This window comes from Methylosinus sporium, assembly GCF_003113265.1.
GTDB classification, from domain to species: Bacteria; Pseudomonadota; Alphaproteobacteria; order Rhizobiales; family Beijerinckiaceae; genus Methylosinus; species Methylosinus sporium.
The window spans coordinates 36,039-50,000 of the sequence record NZ_PUIV01000003.1 but is presented as its reverse complement, the minus strand read 5'-3'; the positions used below and the strand labels follow the sequence as shown (position 1 = coordinate 50,000).

Genomic DNA, 13,962 nt, shown 5'->3' with positions numbered 1-13,962 from the left:
GCTATGCTCGGCGAGGCCGGCCCAGCGTCTCGTCGAAATAGGCGATGGTGCGCAGGAGGCCCTCGCGCAATTGAACTGTGGGCGCCCAGCCGAGCAGGCTCTCCGCCGCGGAAATATCGGGCCGGCGTTGCTTGGGGTCGTCGGCCGGCAACGGCTCGAAGACGAGCTTGGAGGCGGAGCCGGTGAGGTCGATCACCTGCTCGGCGAGCTGGCGAATGGTGAATTCATTCGGATTGCCGATGTTGATCGGACCGACGATATTGTCGGGCGAATCCATCAGCGACGTGAAGCCGCCGATGAGATCGTCGACATAGCAGAAGGAGCGCGTCTGCTGGCCTTCGCCATAAATGGTGATCGGCTCGCCCTTGAGCGCCTGCACGATGAAGTTGGAGACGACGCGTCCGTCGCGGGCGTGCATACGCGGGCCATAAGTATTGAAGATGCGCACGACTTTGATTTTCAGCCGATGCTGCCGATGATAATCGAAGAACAAAGTCTCGGCGCAGCGCTTGCCTTCGTCGTAACAGGCGCGCGGCCCGAGCGGATTGACATTGCCCCAATAGGATTCCGGCTGCGGATGGACGGAAGGATCGCCATAGACTTCCGAAGTCGATGCCTGGAATACTTTGACCTTGAGCCGTTTGGCGAGGCCGAGCATGTTGATCGCGCCGAGGACGCTGGTCTTGGTCGTCTGCACGGGATCGAATTGATAATGGATCGGCGAAGCGGGACAAGCGAGATTATAGATCTCGTCGACCTCGACGAATAATGGAAAGGTGATGTCGTGGCGCAGCAGCTCGAAATTGTCGTGATCGAGCAGATGGTGAATATTTTTACGCTGGCCGGTGAAGAAATTATCGACGCAGAGGACCTCGTGCCCGGCCGCGATCAGCCGCTCGCACAGATGGGAACCGAGAAACCCCGCGCCGCCAGTGACCAAAATCCTGCGATTTTCCATGTGACGCCCGGGATGATCTCACAAAAAGCGGCAAGTTCTCGAATTTCGATTCGTCGCGGCGTGAGGTGTCCAGATAGCATTTCGCTCTCCCTGGCGCAACGCTGCCGGTTCGGCTCGTAGCGCCGAGACACTGGCCGGCCGGTTTCGAACCGGCCGCCCGCGCTCTTTTCTGGCGAAGCGCGTCGGCGTATAGAGAGCCCGACGTCCAAACGCCGGTTTAGCTCAGCTGGTAGAGCAACTGATTTGTAATCAGTAGGTCGCGGGTTCGAATCCTGCAACCGGCACCAATTAAACACCTGAAAAATAAGCATTATTCCTTGTGAGTAGCCGAGCAACAACTCGACGCGGGTTTTCAAGTCACCACCTTGTCACCAAATTCGGCCCCAAAGCTTGTCCAGGCTTGCCAAGGTTGGGGTCGAGGGTTCGAATCCCTTCGCCCGCTCCAAAAAATCGCAATGGCAATCTGATAGTTAGCAACGGCCCTTCGGGGCCGTTTCTGCTTAGAATGCCTGAACTCTCGGTTGCTCCAAACGGAATCTATGCACTCGGATCAAAACCGCCGGACGCGGATTTCGGCCGCTTTGGCTCGGAGACCGTATTGGCGTCGAGCGCGGTAACGGCATCGTACACGAGAATGTCAACGATTCGTGCACCGGGCCCCGTGTAGGAAGCTCCAGCCCTACGCCGCCGATAGCCAAAGCGGGTATGAATCGCCCGGCCGACATTTTTCGGTGCGCTCGCCCCGCTGACGGCCTCCCGTCGGAGTTCTCGCGCTTCCTCTTCCGTGGAGTGGCTGTGTTCGGCCGCTTGCACACGCAAGCGGCGCTTCAAGCCGTCGTCCAGATTGGAATTGTTATGTTGGCTATTGCAACCTCCAGGATCGCCGTCAGCGAATTGAGCAGAGAGAACGTCGTCAATGTAAAATTCCAGGAAACCGCGGAATTGACTGATCGGTCGAGACCCGCGCTTTTCAGTCGCGAATTACAGACCTATTTTTGACGTTGAAATACAGCCATTTAATACAAGTAGAGAAAATCCTAGCAAGGGGCTGCCAAGGGCCAAGCCGGCCTAGCTTCCGGGGCGGCCGATATGCGGTTATCGGTGAGCGCCAGTGACGAGGATTTGCCGAAAATAGCGTCACCGATTGATCGAGTCGAAGAAGCCGGCGAGGCGGTCGTGAAGCGAATCGAGCGCGTCGACTTTGTCTGCGCGTTGCGAGCGCCGTCTCTCGAACCGCCCCTCGGAAAGCCGGCTGGCTCTCGCCCAGATCGAGATGGCGCCGAGCGCGGGAGCAAAATCGCGGCTTGCGCCGAGAGTGAAGCAGAGCCGACTTGAGAGCAACACGACAATGGTCACAGCTATTCGGCGTCGCGCGTCCCAATTTTATCGGGGCTCCGTATCGCCCACTTTCATTACGCTCCTAGGCGTCCAGAAATGCTCGTGCTTGGCTCACGAACAGCGAGTGGTGCTGGAAGAGTGCCCCATGGCCGGAGTCGGGATATAGAATGAGCTGAGCATTGCTCATCGCTTTGAACATCGCATAAGCGTTGCCCGCTGGCAGCATGGTGTCATGGCTGCCGCTCACCACCAGGCTGGGCTGCTCGATCGCTCGTAGGAGCGCGTGCTCGGGATCGGGCGTTGCGCACCAGGTGATCAGCGCCTTCGCCTGTGGATCGGTTACGGCGCTGCCGTTATCGATGTCCCGATCTTCCTTCCGGGTGTAGACGCGGTCGAGAAACGCCTTGCCAGCGGCTTGGCTCGCCGCCGATTGGGTGAAGAACAGCGGCAGCCGCGGATCTGGCGCTTCGGTGTGGGAGAAAGCCTCTTCGAGAACCGCCAGCAAATGCTCTTCGCCGCCCTGTGGCGCGGTGCCGACGAGGATCAGCTTCCGGACGAGGGAGCTGTGCTCCGGCGCGATCTGCTGAGCGACGCAGCCGCCGAGCGAATATCCCAGCAGATCGACTTTCGAGAAGCCGAGAAGGTCGAGGAATGTCACGGCGTCGCGGGCCATGGCCACAACATTGTCCGGTGTCTTGCCCGTGGAACGGCCGACGCCGGCGTTGTCGAACGCGATCACCGAACGATCCGACGCCAGGGCGTTCACGACGGCGGGATCCCATGCGTCGATGTTGCCCGAGAAATGCTGCAACAAAACAAGTGGTGTTCCAGTCGAAGGACCAAGCTGGCGATAGGCGAAGCGGATGCCATCGCCTTCGATGTAACGTGTGGGCGCGGTTTCCAGCGTCGCGCGCTCGGATGTCGCTGCGTCGAGGTCGGTCATGTCATCCTCCGGTTGGTCAGGGAAACATAAGCAGACTGCGTCCGTGTCGATTTCACGCGACAGCGCCTGTCGCGCGCTCGGCCAAAGCGCGGAGCTTGGCGTCGAGCTCGAGAGCGGCGGCGGATACGTCTTCGTTGTGGAGCCGGCTCATCAGAGATGACGGCAGATCATAGGCCAGACGAACCTCGCCCGTTGACGTTTGGAAGATCGCGACTCGTATCGGGACGTTGAGCCCGACGCCGGGGTCGTGGGTGATCATGGTCTGCGCGACCAGCGGGTTGCCGATGACATACGAACGAATTTTAGCGTCCGTGCCCATCCTCCCCATCCAGGCGCCGTGATCATTGGTCAAGAAGCGCATGAAACCGCTCCGACCCTCGTAGCGCCTGATGCGCGTCTCGAAGTCGGTTCGACTCGTCGCTGCGGCCACTTCCCTTGGAAGCGCGCCGTCCTCGACACTGCCGAGCTCAGCCTCGAAGGCCGCGACGACCTCCGCGAAGGAGCGATGGCTGACATGCTCATGGTGCTCGACGGTGAAGCTATCGATCATGGCCGCCTCATGGTGAATTTGCACACTGCCTTCGGCGGATCGAGAACATTCGCGTATCTCCCTTGCCGACGCTGCCCGACGAGCGTGATGCGCACTTGCGCCGCAATCATCGCAACGCCTGACACGACTGCGTGGCGCCGCCGTCGCGGGCGGCTTCTACAAAGTGGGCGCTGGCTGCACTTCGCCGGCGCAGTCGCCAAAGCCGATCCGAGCGAAACCGTCCTTGGCGCAATAGCCGGACAAGATGACGGTGTCGCCGTCTTCGAGGAAGGCGCGCTCCTCGCCGGCGTCCAGTGGCACGGGAGCGCTTCCGGCCTTGCTCAGTTCGCTCAGCGCCCCCGCCTCCCCTTCGCCGGGGCCGGAAACCGTGCCGCTGCCGATCACATCGCCGATCTGCAAATTGCAGCCGTTCACCGTATGGTGGGCGATCATCTGCGCCACCGTCCAATATTGGTGACGAAAGCTGGTGACCGAGACGCGCCGCGGCAAGCGGCCGGCCTCTCGCTGACGCGCCGTGCCCAAGCGGACTTCCAGGACGATGTCAAAGCCGCCGGACATTCGGTTCTGATCGCTGTCGAGATAGGGCAGTGGCGCGGGATCGCCCTCCGGGCGTGGCGCCGCCGCGCGAAACGGCGCCAGCGCCTCCAGGGTGACAATCCACGGCGACACGCCGGTCGCGAAGTTCTTCGCCAGGAACGGTCCGAGCGGCGCCTGCTCCCAGACCTGGATGTCGCGGGCCGACCAATCATTGAGCAGACCGATGCCGAACACCTTGTCCTCGGCCTCGTCGATCGGGACCCGCTCGCCCGCCGCATTGCCCTGGCCGATGTAGATCGCTAGCTCTGCCTCGTAGTCCAGCCTCCGGCACGCCTGGAGCTGCGGGACGACCGCGCCGGGAGGCTTGGCCTGCCCGAGGGGCCGGCGGACCGGACGCCCGCTGACGCCGATGCTCGACGCCCGGCCGTGGTAGGCGAGCGGCATCCAGCGAAAATTCGGCGTGACCAGCTCGAGGCCCATCGCCCGGCCGATGTTGTCCGCGTGAAACAGCGAGGTATAGAAATCGGTATAGTCGCCGATGTCGGTCGCGACCTTGAAGATCGCGTCCTCCCGCGGAACCAGACATGCAGCCACGGCGTCGCGCTCGGCCGGCGGAGCGCCTTCCTTCAGGAGATCGAACAGGCCGTGGCGCAGCGCTCGCCAGGCGGTGGGCCCGAGCCGGAAGAGGGCGTTCAGGGACGGCGAGACGCAGGCGCGCGCGGCAGCGGCGGCGGCGCCCTCGAGCAATGCGGCGTCGCCAAGCGCATGCATGTCGACGATGTGGTCGCCGATTGCGACGCCGCCCCGCCAATGATGCTGCTCGCCCGCGCGTCGAAACACCGCGAAAGGGAGATTCTGGATCGGGAAGTCCCCGTCCGGCCCGTTGGCGCCAGCCACCCAGCTGCGGGCGGCCTTGTCGTGCGTGTGGTTGATCGCGATCATGATGACCTCAATCGAAACCGCCCGTGATGCTGCGGCGGCTCAGAAGGATGCGTCGGTCCTTCAAGCTCTGGATGGCCTCGGGCGCCACATTGGCTTCCGCGCAGATCTCGGCATTGTGCTCGCCCTGAAAGGCCGGCGCACCCGGCGTCGGCAGCTCGGCGCCGCTGAAGATCCACGGAGCGCCCGGCATCGGCGTCGTGCCGCCATTGCGATCGTCGACCTCGACGATGGCGTTCCATTCCCTGACCCAGTCCGTCTCCGCGAACTCGGTGATCGAACGGACTTCGCCCACCGCGAGGCCGGCTTCACTGACCTGGGTCTGCAGCTGCGCCAGATCCTCGAAGGTCAGGATCCAGGCCCGCACCTCGGCGAGGAGGGCGTCGAGATTGGTCCGCCGGAGCCGCGCCGTGGCGAACCGCGGATCGACCAGCAGATCCGTCCGCCGCATCATCCCGCAATAGCTCATGAACATCGGCGTGTAGATCGGGCTGGCGGCGATCGTCAGCCGTTTGCCTCCGGGCAGCTCGTAGATGTGGGATTCATTGGCCGAGAGGGCGATCGGCTCGCCCTCGGTGTCGATCGCCGACAGCAGAGCGCCGGCGCGCTCGTTAACCGAGAGCATGGTGGCGGCCATCGAGACGTCGACGTGCTGGCCTTTCTCGGTCTTGTGCCGGTGCTCGAGGGCGGCCAGCACCGCGATCACGCCCTGCAGCCCGGTATAAACGTCGGCGTGGCTCGCGGCGTCGTTCATCGGCGCGCTGAGAGCGGCGCCGTAATGGGCGTGGACAATCGAAGTATGGCCCGTCTCGCATTGCACCGTGGGCGCGAAGGCGGGCCGGCCGCGCCAGGAAGTGGATTGGCCGTAACCGCTAATCGACACATAAACGATACGGGGATTGTAGGCGCTCACGTCCTCGTAAGAGAGGCCGAAGCGCGCGAGCGTGCCTGGGCGGAAGTTCTCCACGATGATGTCGGCGTGGCGGCAGAGCTCCGTGACGATCTCCCGCGCCTCTTTCCAGTTGAGGTCGAGGCTGAGGTTGCGTTTGCCGGCGTTCTGCTGGGCGAAATAGAGGCCCATCTCGCCGATGTGCGGCAGGCCCTTGCGACCGATGTCGCCCGACGGGGGCTCGATCTTGATGACGTCCGCGCCGAGGTCGCGTAGTGCCTTGGTGCAATGGGGGCCGGCGAGAACGCGGGTGAAGTCGACGACGCGCAGGCCTTGCAGGGGCGCCGACATCTCAGTTTCCATCGTAGACGGCCGTGCCCGGCCCAGTCTTCAGGAACGCCTCGATCCCGCGTTTCCGGTCTTCGGTCGCCCATATCGCCTCGTTGATCTCGACTTGCCGTCGGTCGGCCGCGGCAATGCCCGCGCGCGCCGATTCATTGGCCAGCATCTTGATGCCGCCGAGAATCCGCGTCGGGCCCGCGGCGAGCTGTCGGGCCCAGGTCAGGGAGACCGTGCCGAGCTCCTCTTCGGGAACGACCAGATTGATGACGCCCCACCGCTCGAAGGCCTGCGGCGAGTGGCGGCGGCCGAGCATCGCGATCTCCTTGGCGCGCGCGACGCCGGCGCGCTGCACCAGGCGCTGGGTTCCGCCGAGCATCGGGTGTAGACCGACCGCGACCTCGACCTGGCCCACGAAGGCGGAGTCCGCGGCCAGGATCATGTCGCAGGTCAACGCGATCTCCAGGCCGCCGCCCAGCACGCCGCCGTTCAGAGCGGCGATGGTCGGGACCGGGATGCTCTCCAGACCCTCCATGAGGGCGGCGAATTTGACGGGATCGGTGTGTATGACCGTCGTGACGCCGAAGGTCTCGACCTCCGCGCCCGCGCAGAAGTGGCGCAGGGCGCTGCGCAGCAGAATGGCGCGCGCGCCGGCCTCGACCGCCGCCCGATAGGCTGCGACGAGGGCCTCGAGCATGGCGTCGTCGAGAAGGTTGTGCGGCGGTTTGATCATCGTCACCACGGCGACTGCGCCGTCGAGCGTCCATTGGACGGGCGCGTCGGCCGCCGGCGTTCGGGAGTCCTGGACGGCTGTCGACGTCATTCCCTATCTCCCTGTGTTCCACAGTCGCGTCGCCGCTGACTGGAACGCTGGCGCTTCGCCTCGCGGCGTCGCTGGGAGGGAGTGTGCCGGTGAACCGGCGAACCAGCCATGTCCGACTCTGCCAATTTTCGCATTCGAAACTGCCAGTCGGACCCCACATCTCGTTTTCATATTCGTTGGTCGTCCAGCCTTCGCGACCATCGCACGCAAGGTGATCATAACGGGTCAAATCACGCCAAGCGCGAGGCTTTATGGCCTCTTATTCGACCTTGGAGAGGATCCCGTCGGGCCCCACCTGCAGACCGCCGCGATAGACACTCGGCGCATGTCCCGTCCACTTCTTGAAGGCCTTGCGGAAGCTCGTAGCATCCGCGAAGCCCACGCGTTCGGCGACTTCTTCGATCTGCAGCCTCGTGTTCTCCAGATATTCGGTGGCGATCGATCGGCGCAGGTCGTCGATGATTCCCTGATACGACACGCCGCTCTCCGAGAGCCGCCGATGCAGGGTGCGCAAAGAAAGGCCCAGCTTGTCCGCGACCTCCCGGGCGGGCGGAAATTGCTGCGAGCTGTTGAGGCAGACGACGCGGATCTGTCGCGCCAAATCGGCGCCGCCGGTCGTCTCGGTCAACACCCGATCGCAGAATTGCTGGCACACCTGGGCGGTGATCGGATTGGCGTTCGGGCAGGCTCGATCGAGGACGGCGGGGTCGAAACGCCACTCCATGGTCTCGCGGCCGAACTCGATCGGACAATTAAACATCCGCTCGTAGAGCCGCCAATATTGCGGGCGCGGGAATGTGAAAATCATTCGCTTGGTGGGAAAGGGCGCTCCCAGGACGTGGCTGAACAGCGACGTCATCGAGCTGCGCCAGAACTCGGCGGCGAAGGGCAGCAGGTCGCCGAGCGCCTCCACGCCGTGGCTGCGCAGAATGGCGGTGTTGTTTTCGATGCTGAAGCTGATCTGCCTCACCGCCGGCCCCGCCATGGTCACATGTTCGACCGAGAGCAGCAGCGCCTGGCCGAAGGTCGCGCTGCTGACCATGGCGTAACCGTAGATGCCATAATCGCTCAGCCGCTGCCGCGCGCCGGCGAGCAGGCCGATCTCCGGTCGCGTCGCCAGCCGGCGGGCATTGGCGTAAATGGCCAGCCGCTGGCGGTGCGACATGCGCGCTTTCGGGTCCTCCAACTGGCAAGGCCGGATACCCGTCCGCGCGAAAAGATCTTCGACGGAGACGCCCTGCGCGCCCAATTCCGCGGCGAGCGCGCTCAACCCGAGCAGGCTTTGCGTTGGAGCGTCGTGGTCGTCCGGCAGCGGATGCACGATCTTGATCGCTTTCAACGATCCCTCCTCCCCGTTCGGGACATTGGCACGACTTCACCACCTCTTCTGCCGCCGCGCAACGGATGATCCGGCCGCGACAGGCCGATCAGAGGCTCGACAGGAGGCGACAAATCAATAGGCGGCGCAGAGCCGACTGGCACATTCGAACGCCTAGATTGGCAGAGTTCAGCGTTATCCGACGAAGTCGCGAGCGCCTAAGCTCCGCGATGAGACGGACGAGCAAGAGCAGCGAGAGCCGTCGTGGCTCTCGAAACGACGGAGGAACACACATGGCCTACGCAACTGTGAACCCAGCGTCGGGAGCGCGTTTGAAGTCCTTCGACGACATCTCCGAGGCGGCGCTCGAAACGGCCATCGCCACCGCTCGACGGGCCTACCAGACGGACTGGCGCGATCGCCCGGTGGCGGAGCGCGCCCGGGTCCTTTCGAAGGCGGCGGCGCTGCTGCGGGAGCGAGCGGATGAATACGCCGGCTACGTCACCCTCGAGATGGGCAAGCTCTCGGACGCGGCCCGGGCGGAGGTCCAGCTCTCCGCGGCGATCCTCGACTATTACGCCAGCCACGCCGAGGAATTCTCGCGGCCGAAGACCTTTTCCGGCTTCCCCGACAGCGTGCTCGAGACCCGCCCGATCGGCGTGATCCTGGCGATCGAGCCTTGGAACTTCCCCTATTACCAAGTGGCTCGCGTCGTCGGCCCGCAACTCGCCGCGGGCAATGTCGTGCTGCTCAAGCACGCCGAAAGCGTGCCGCAATGCGCGCTGGCGTTCGAGCGGCTGATGCGCGACGCCGGAGCGCCTGCGGGCGTTTTCACCAACCTCTTCGCCAGCATCGAACAGATCGGGCGCCTGATCGACGACCCCCGCATCGTCGGGGTGACCATCACCGGCAGCGAGCGCGCCGGCGCCGCCGTGGCCGAGCGGGCTGGACGCAATCTGAAAAAGGTTGTCGCCGAGCTGGGCGGCAGCGACCCGCTCATCGTCCTCGACGATGCGCCGCTGGCGTCCACCGTCGAGAGCGCCATCTTCGGCCGGATGTTCAACACGGGCCAAAGCTGCGTGTCGTCCAAGCGCATCATCGTGGTCGGCCAGGCGCGCGGACAAGCGTTCCAGGACGCCTTTGTCAGCGGCATAGCGGGACTGAAAGTCGGCGAGCCGACAGCGGAAGACACAGGGCTCGGGCCGATGTCCTCTGAACGCGCATTGAACCTTCTGCTCGACCAGATCAGCGCGGCCAAGAAGGGTGGTGCCAAAGTCGTGGTCGGCGGCGAACGCATCGACCGGCCGGGCTTCTATCTGCAAGCGACGGTCCTGACGGACATAACCTCCGAAAACCCGGTTTATTCGCAGGAGTTGTTCGGTCCCGTCGCGTCCCTTTTCGTCGTTGACACCGAGGAGGAGGCGATCGCCCTCGCCAACGCCAGCCCATTCGGTCTCGGCGGCTCGGTCTTCGCCGGCGATACAGCGCGCGGTCGCGCGATCGCCGATCGGATCGAGAGCGGAATGGTCTTCGTGAACCAGCCTGCCTGGACGACCCCCGAGCTGCCATTCGGCGGCGTCAAGCGTTCGGGCTACGGCCGCGAGCTGTCGGAATTGGGCTTCGGTGAGTTCGTCAATCGCAAGCTGGTCACCGTCGTTCAGGCTGGCTCCCCACCGTGGGGACCGGTCCAATCCGGCTGACGCCTGCCCGGAAGACGCGGGGCGCAGCCATAACATCGAGGGAGGAAGCACAATGCCGCTATGGAAGGTCTACACTCCGGTCGGGGCCTACTCGGATGCCGACAAGGCGGAGTTCGTGGCGAAGATCACTGAAGCGTACGGCACGGTTCCGATTCCAGCGTTTTACGTCGTGGTCATCTTCGAAGAGGTGGCGGCGAATAATATTTTCGTCGGCGGTAAGCCACACCCGAAGTTCGTGCGGTTCAAAATCGACCAGATGGCCCGAACGGCGAACGGAGCTGTGGTGAGAAGCTGGTGGGTTCACACCATCGACACCTTTATCGCCCCTTGGGTCAAGGATCGCGGATTCGACTGGGAGGTCACTGTTGATGAGCTTCCCGCCGACCTCTGGTCGATTCAAGGCCAGATTCCGCCCCCCTTCGAATCCGTCGCGGAGAAGCGCTGGATCGCGGAAAACAAGGTCAGCCCATATTCCTGTCACGAGACGATTCCGGCTAGCGGGAAGATTTGGAACGCCGGTGTCTCCGGCTCCTGAATGACCGGTTCCGAGCCGATGTGAGATGCGCGGGCCGGCCGCTTCCCCTGCGGCCGGCCTTCGTTTCCGCCTCAGAAAGGGGAGCCCGCTCGGCGCCCGAGTTCGCCACGAAGTGGAGGTCGTCGGCGCCCTCATAGCCGCAGCCGATCCCCTGCAAATAAAGTGGCTCGAATCTCACGGAACATGGAATGGATCGACAATCGCAAGGTTGTATCCCTCGAAATCACGAACATTGCGGGTTGCCACCGTAGCTCCGCGGACACGGGTGATGGCGGCGATCTGGCAATCGGCTTCCAGGATCGGTTGGCTAGCGGTCCGACGGTTCGCGGCGATGATTGCGTAGGCTTTCGCAGCTGCGCTTTCGAAGAGCGGGCCGCGGCCCGCGAAATTCTCGGTGATCATGATGTCGATGGTGGCCGTCAGACTGTCGCTGCGCTTCCCGGTCGGAAGGATCGCCGCGTCCGTGCGCAATTCGGCCACCGCGCTGAAAAACAGCTTGGTCGAGTCCTGCGCGGTGAACCAGTCCAAGACCGTCTGCGCGGGCTTAGGCCGCATCAGCTCGGAGGCGACGTTGATGTCGAGCAGGATGACGGCCTCGTTCATGAGAACGATGGCGGTTCGCGCATCAGGCCGCGCGCGGGAAGCTCCAAGTCCACGCCGCCGATAGCAGCGAAGCGGGCGTGAATAGCGTGGCCGAGATTCTTCGGCGCGATGATGCCGCCGATCGCGCGACGCAGGATTTCCCGCGCTTCTTCTTCCATGGAGCGGCCATGTTCAGCCGCGCGCATACGTAAGCGGCGCTTCAAATCGTCGTCCAGATTGCGGATTGTGATGCTTGCCACGACAGCCTCCAGCATGGCGTCGTTAGCAAAATTGGCAATGATTGCAGTGCAATCAAGTTTGGCGTTGCCGGGTGGATCGCGCGCCGTGAATTTCGTCGGACGCTCCACGTGGGCCTTTTTTGGCTTCGCCAGCAAGGGGAACGAAGCAAAAGTTCCGTCCGCCCAGCGATCCTTGATAGGGAGCGTTGCGGCTGTGGCGAAATAATCGAAATTGCACGGATGTGTTCGGCACCGCCAGCGTCAAAGACGTCTCGTCGGCGGCGATAATATCGACTTCGAGCGCCTCTCCAGGGCGGTCTATGTCAGTGAGAGTTATTCGTCTTTCCACGACAATGCTCCCAGAACAAAATCCTTGAAATGTGATCGACGTCAACCGTGCTGCTAGTCAGGAAACGTCGCCTCCTGTTGGCGCAAGCGCAATGCGTCGCCGTAGCCGGCGCACCGAAAACGCGATCACTAATTATCCGTTCGCCGCATTCTCACGTTTTCCAACGCCTCTCGGATCATTTCGTCGACCGCGAAGCGGACATTGCTCTCGAGCGCGTCGAGCCCGTCTCTGCCGATCAGATAGAGAGCGTCGTCGACGTGCGACTCGAGGAAGTAGCGGGAGATGATCGGCTGGTCGAAACCCGCGCCTCTCGATCTCGCTCTGATGCTCGCCATCGCAGCGTCGCGCAGCGCGCGAGCGAACTGCTCGCGCGTGCTCAACAAAATCGTCGCCAAAGAGACGGCGTGACCCAGATGCTTCTCACGCATTTTCGGACTCTCGGTCGGTTCCGGACTCGCCCCCTCTGCCGCGCCGGCGCTTCCCTTCCTCGAACCAGCGGCTACCATTTGTAGAGTATACTCCGTAGATAAATACTCTTCAAGCTGGCTGGTTCTCGTCATGGAAATGCGAGAGACGCTGGCGCGCAATCTGAGGAAATATCGACGGGCGCAACGCCTGTCGCAGGAAGAGCTCGGCCATCGAGCCGAGCTCGACCGCACCTATATCAGCTCGATCGAACGCTGCGTCTATTCGGCGACGGTGGACGTCGTCGGCCGCCTCGCCGACGCTCTCGGAATCCCGGCGCTCGAGCTTTTGAGGCCTGCGAGCGAAATCGCGGAGGCGAAATCGTCATCCGCGACATCGGCTGAAGGCGCCGGCACGAAGGGGCAGCCCAAGAAAGGCGCAAAGCCGTCTCGGAAAAGCGAGGGGCCGGCGCAAAGGCGGGCTACTGCTCGAAAGGAGCCGGGTCCATAGCCGAGCGGCGATGGACCCGAGCATGAGGATCACATCGGCGAGACGGCGGCTTCCGGCGACGCCAGCCGGGCGATATCCGCCAAAGCTGAGCGCAGTTCCGGCCAGGGAAACTCCGCATCTGTCGGGCTCGGCTCGCCGAGCTGAATGAGGATCGCGAGCTTGGCCGCGACGCCCGGCAGGCTGGCGGCTTTCGTCTTCGGGACCGAAGACACAAAGTCGCGCTCCTTGCCGAGAGCGGCGCGGAGTTCCGTGTCGACTGCGTCGAAGCCGAGCGCTGCCGCCGCCTCGTCCCATCGCTTTTGCCGCTCGTCGAACGCCGCGATCAGCGCTTCTCTCTCGATCGTCGGCTCGTTCGCGACCAACTCCTCGATCTCGTCGATCGATTGAGCGATTTTCGGCTCCTCCGCGCCGGAAAGGCGGATAGTGACCTCGGGGATGCCGACCGAGTGAATGAGCTGCTTCTCGATCCGCTGCCACTGGCGCGTCAGCGCGACGACCTGAGTGTGATTGACTTGCCAGTTCCGCCAGAGCTGCAGCGCGGGGTCGGACGGCGCCCCTCCAGTCTTTTTCGCAGGCGGCAAAGCGCCGGTTCCTCGCAGAATGGCGCGCCAGCTAACGGCGGGCGGAGTCGTGCTATCTTCAGAATCAGCCATGATCCAAGCTCCTCTAAAGCATGGGTTGTGGTCAGGCCGGGCGGGATGCTCCAACATCCCGTTCGGCCGCTGCTCATGAAATAGCAGCCGGGAGAAGGTAAGCCGGGGAGAACGTTTTAGCAACGTATATTGGAAGCGTAGGCGTCCGTAGCGTTGCGCCGCAAAGCGGTCGGGCTGTTCGAGACGGCGCATCGATTAAGGAGGAATCGGGTCCGTTCGTCAAAAAAACCCATAGCTTGCAAAGCGATAGCCGTTCGATCGGCGGCCTTTAAAAGGCCATTTATTTTCAATGAAGTAGGAAGCATTAGGACGGCCGATGGCGGCCCTGTCGCCGGCACATCCGATTCTGAAAATC

General features: G+C 63.3%; 15 protein-coding genes and 1 tRNA gene. 4 read left to right on the top strand and 12 right to left on the bottom strand.

The genetic code is table 11. The annotated features are described in order from the left end of the window. Nucleotide 1 precedes the first annotated feature (1 nt). A complete protein-coding gene (locus C5689_RS03455) occupies nt 2-958 on the bottom strand; it encodes a UDP-glucuronic acid decarboxylase family protein (RefSeq protein WP_108915881.1) in 957 nt (318 codons plus the stop codon). 211 nt (nt 959-1,169) lie between these two features. Here C5689_RS03455 and C5689_RS03450 point away from each other — a divergent pair. After that, nucleotides 1,170-1,245 (top strand) — tRNA-Thr (locus C5689_RS03450). Nucleotides 1,246-1,495: 250 nt separating this feature from the next. Here the strand turns inward: C5689_RS03450 and C5689_RS19040 are convergent. From C5689_RS19040 to C5689_RS03410, 7 genes are all read right to left on the bottom strand, one after another. Continuing rightward, nucleotides 1,496-1,771, bottom strand: a complete 276-nt coding sequence (locus tag C5689_RS19040; protein ID WP_425293391.1) for a hypothetical protein — start codon at nt 1,769-1,771, stop codon at nt 1,496-1,498. A gap of 607 nt (nt 1,772-2,378) precedes the next feature. Further along, nucleotides 2,379-3,239 (bottom strand): alpha/beta fold hydrolase, encoded by an 861-nt coding sequence (locus tag C5689_RS03435; RefSeq protein ID WP_108915879.1) that lies wholly within the window; start codon nt 3,237-3,239, stop codon nt 2,379-2,381. 52 nt (nt 3,240-3,291) lie between these two features. Next, on the bottom strand, nt 3,292-3,789 hold the full coding sequence (locus C5689_RS03430; protein WP_146188310.1) for a DUF302 domain-containing protein: 498 nt from the start codon (nt 3,787-3,789) through the stop codon (nt 3,292-3,294). A 156-nt stretch (nt 3,790-3,945) separates the two neighbouring features. After that, complete coding sequence (gene fahA, locus C5689_RS03425) at nt 3,946-5,268, bottom strand: fumarylacetoacetase (RefSeq protein WP_174800243.1); 1,323 nt, start codon at nt 5,266-5,268, stop codon at nt 3,946-3,948. Nucleotides 5,269-5,275: 7 nt separating this feature from the next. Further along, nucleotides 5,276-6,505, bottom strand: a complete 1,230-nt coding sequence (locus C5689_RS03420) for a CaiB/BaiF CoA transferase family protein (RefSeq protein ID WP_108915876.1) — start codon at nt 6,503-6,505, stop codon at nt 5,276-5,278. Nucleotide 6,506: 1 nt separating this feature from the next. Beyond that, nucleotides 6,507-7,316 (bottom strand): enoyl-CoA hydratase/isomerase family protein, encoded by an 810-nt coding sequence (locus C5689_RS03415; RefSeq protein WP_108915875.1) that lies wholly within the window; start codon nt 7,314-7,316, stop codon nt 6,507-6,509. A gap of 259 nt (nt 7,317-7,575) precedes the next feature. After that, the gene (locus tag C5689_RS03410) at nt 7,576-8,637 is read right to left on the bottom strand and encodes an AraC family transcriptional regulator (RefSeq protein ID WP_244594566.1); all 1,062 of its coding nucleotides are present in this window, start codon (nt 8,635-8,637) and stop codon (nt 7,576-7,578) included. Between the two features lie 290 nt (nt 8,638-8,927). Between C5689_RS03410 and C5689_RS03405 the strand changes: the two genes are divergently transcribed. Together C5689_RS03405 and C5689_RS03400 are read left to right on the top strand one after the other, a co-directional pair. Further along, nucleotides 8,928-10,334, top strand: coding sequence for an NAD-dependent succinate-semialdehyde dehydrogenase (locus tag C5689_RS03405; RefSeq protein WP_108915873.1), 1,407 nt, complete (start codon nt 8,928-8,930; stop codon nt 10,332-10,334). Nucleotides 10,335-10,386: 52 nt separating this feature from the next. Continuing rightward, nucleotides 10,387-10,869, top strand: a complete 483-nt coding sequence (locus C5689_RS03400) for a tautomerase family protein (protein WP_108915872.1) — start codon at nt 10,387-10,389, stop codon at nt 10,867-10,869. A gap of 174 nt (nt 10,870-11,043) precedes the next feature. On the opposite strand, the gene C5689_RS03395 is transcribed toward C5689_RS03400, so the two are convergent. From C5689_RS03395 to C5689_RS03380, 3 genes are all read right to left on the bottom strand, one after another. Then, a complete protein-coding gene (locus C5689_RS03395; RefSeq protein WP_108915871.1) occupies nt 11,044-11,472 on the bottom strand; it encodes a PIN domain-containing protein in 429 nt (142 codons plus the stop codon). Beyond that, nucleotides 11,469-11,819: a FitA-like ribbon-helix-helix domain-containing protein gene (locus C5689_RS03390; protein WP_425293390.1), complete on the bottom strand. Its 351-nt coding sequence runs from the start codon at nt 11,817-11,819 to the stop codon at nt 11,469-11,471. Before C5689_RS03390 ends, C5689_RS03395 begins: the two co-directional genes overlap by 4 nt. Nucleotides 11,820-12,167: 348 nt before the next feature. Beyond that, nucleotides 12,168-12,599 (bottom strand): hypothetical protein, encoded by a 432-nt coding sequence (locus C5689_RS03380; RefSeq protein WP_244594564.1) that lies wholly within the window; start codon nt 12,597-12,599, stop codon nt 12,168-12,170. Here C5689_RS03380 and C5689_RS03375 point away from each other — a divergent pair. Then, nucleotides 12,598-12,954, top strand: coding sequence for a helix-turn-helix domain-containing protein (locus C5689_RS03375; protein ID WP_108915870.1), 357 nt, complete (start codon nt 12,598-12,600; stop codon nt 12,952-12,954). The genes C5689_RS03380 and C5689_RS03375 overlap by 2 nt on opposite strands. A 29-nt stretch (nt 12,955-12,983) precedes the next feature. Here C5689_RS03375 and C5689_RS03370 read toward each other — a convergent pair whose 3' ends face one another. Further along, nucleotides 12,984-13,799: a hypothetical protein gene (locus C5689_RS03370; RefSeq protein WP_244594563.1), complete on the bottom strand. Its 816-nt coding sequence runs from the start codon at nt 13,797-13,799 to the stop codon at nt 12,984-12,986. Nucleotides 13,800-13,962: the final 163 nt, after the last annotated feature.

Coding starts and splice junctions, on each gene's coding strand:
- C5689_RS03455 (WP_108915881.1), bottom strand. CDS start 958: ATGGAAAATCGCAGGATTTTGGTCACTGGCGGCGCGGGGTTTCTCGGT.
- fahA (WP_174800243.1), bottom strand. CDS start 5,268: ATGATCGCGATCAACCACACGCACGACAAGGCCGCCCGCAGCTGGGTG.
- C5689_RS03400 (WP_108915872.1), top strand. CDS start 10,387: ATGCCGCTATGGAAGGTCTACACTCCGGTCGGGGCCTACTCGGATGCC.
- C5689_RS03435 (WP_108915879.1), bottom strand. CDS start 3,239: ATGACCGACCTCGACGCAGCGACATCCGAGCGCGCGACGCTGGAAACC.
- C5689_RS03405 (WP_108915873.1), top strand. CDS start 8,928: ATGGCCTACGCAACTGTGAACCCAGCGTCGGGAGCGCGTTTGAAGTCC.
- C5689_RS03430 (WP_146188310.1), bottom strand. CDS start 3,789: ATGATCGATAGCTTCACCGTCGAGCACCATGAGCATGTCAGCCATCGC.
- C5689_RS03380 (WP_244594564.1), bottom strand. CDS start 12,599: ATGACGAGAACCAGCCAGCTTGAAGAGTATTTATCTACGGAGTATACT.
- C5689_RS03370 (WP_244594563.1), bottom strand. CDS start 13,799: ATGCGCCGTCTCGAACAGCCCGACCGCTTTGCGGCGCAACGCTACGGA.
- C5689_RS03375 (WP_108915870.1), top strand. CDS start 12,598: ATGGAAATGCGAGAGACGCTGGCGCGCAATCTGAGGAAATATCGACGG.
- C5689_RS03395 (WP_108915871.1), bottom strand. CDS start 11,472: ATGAACGAGGCCGTCATCCTGCTCGACATCAACGTCGCCTCCGAGCTG.
- C5689_RS03415 (WP_108915875.1), bottom strand. CDS start 7,316: ATGACGTCGACAGCCGTCCAGGACTCCCGAACGCCGGCGGCCGACGCG.
- C5689_RS03420 (WP_108915876.1), bottom strand. CDS start 6,505: ATGTCGGCGCCCCTGCAAGGCCTGCGCGTCGTCGACTTCACCCGCGTT.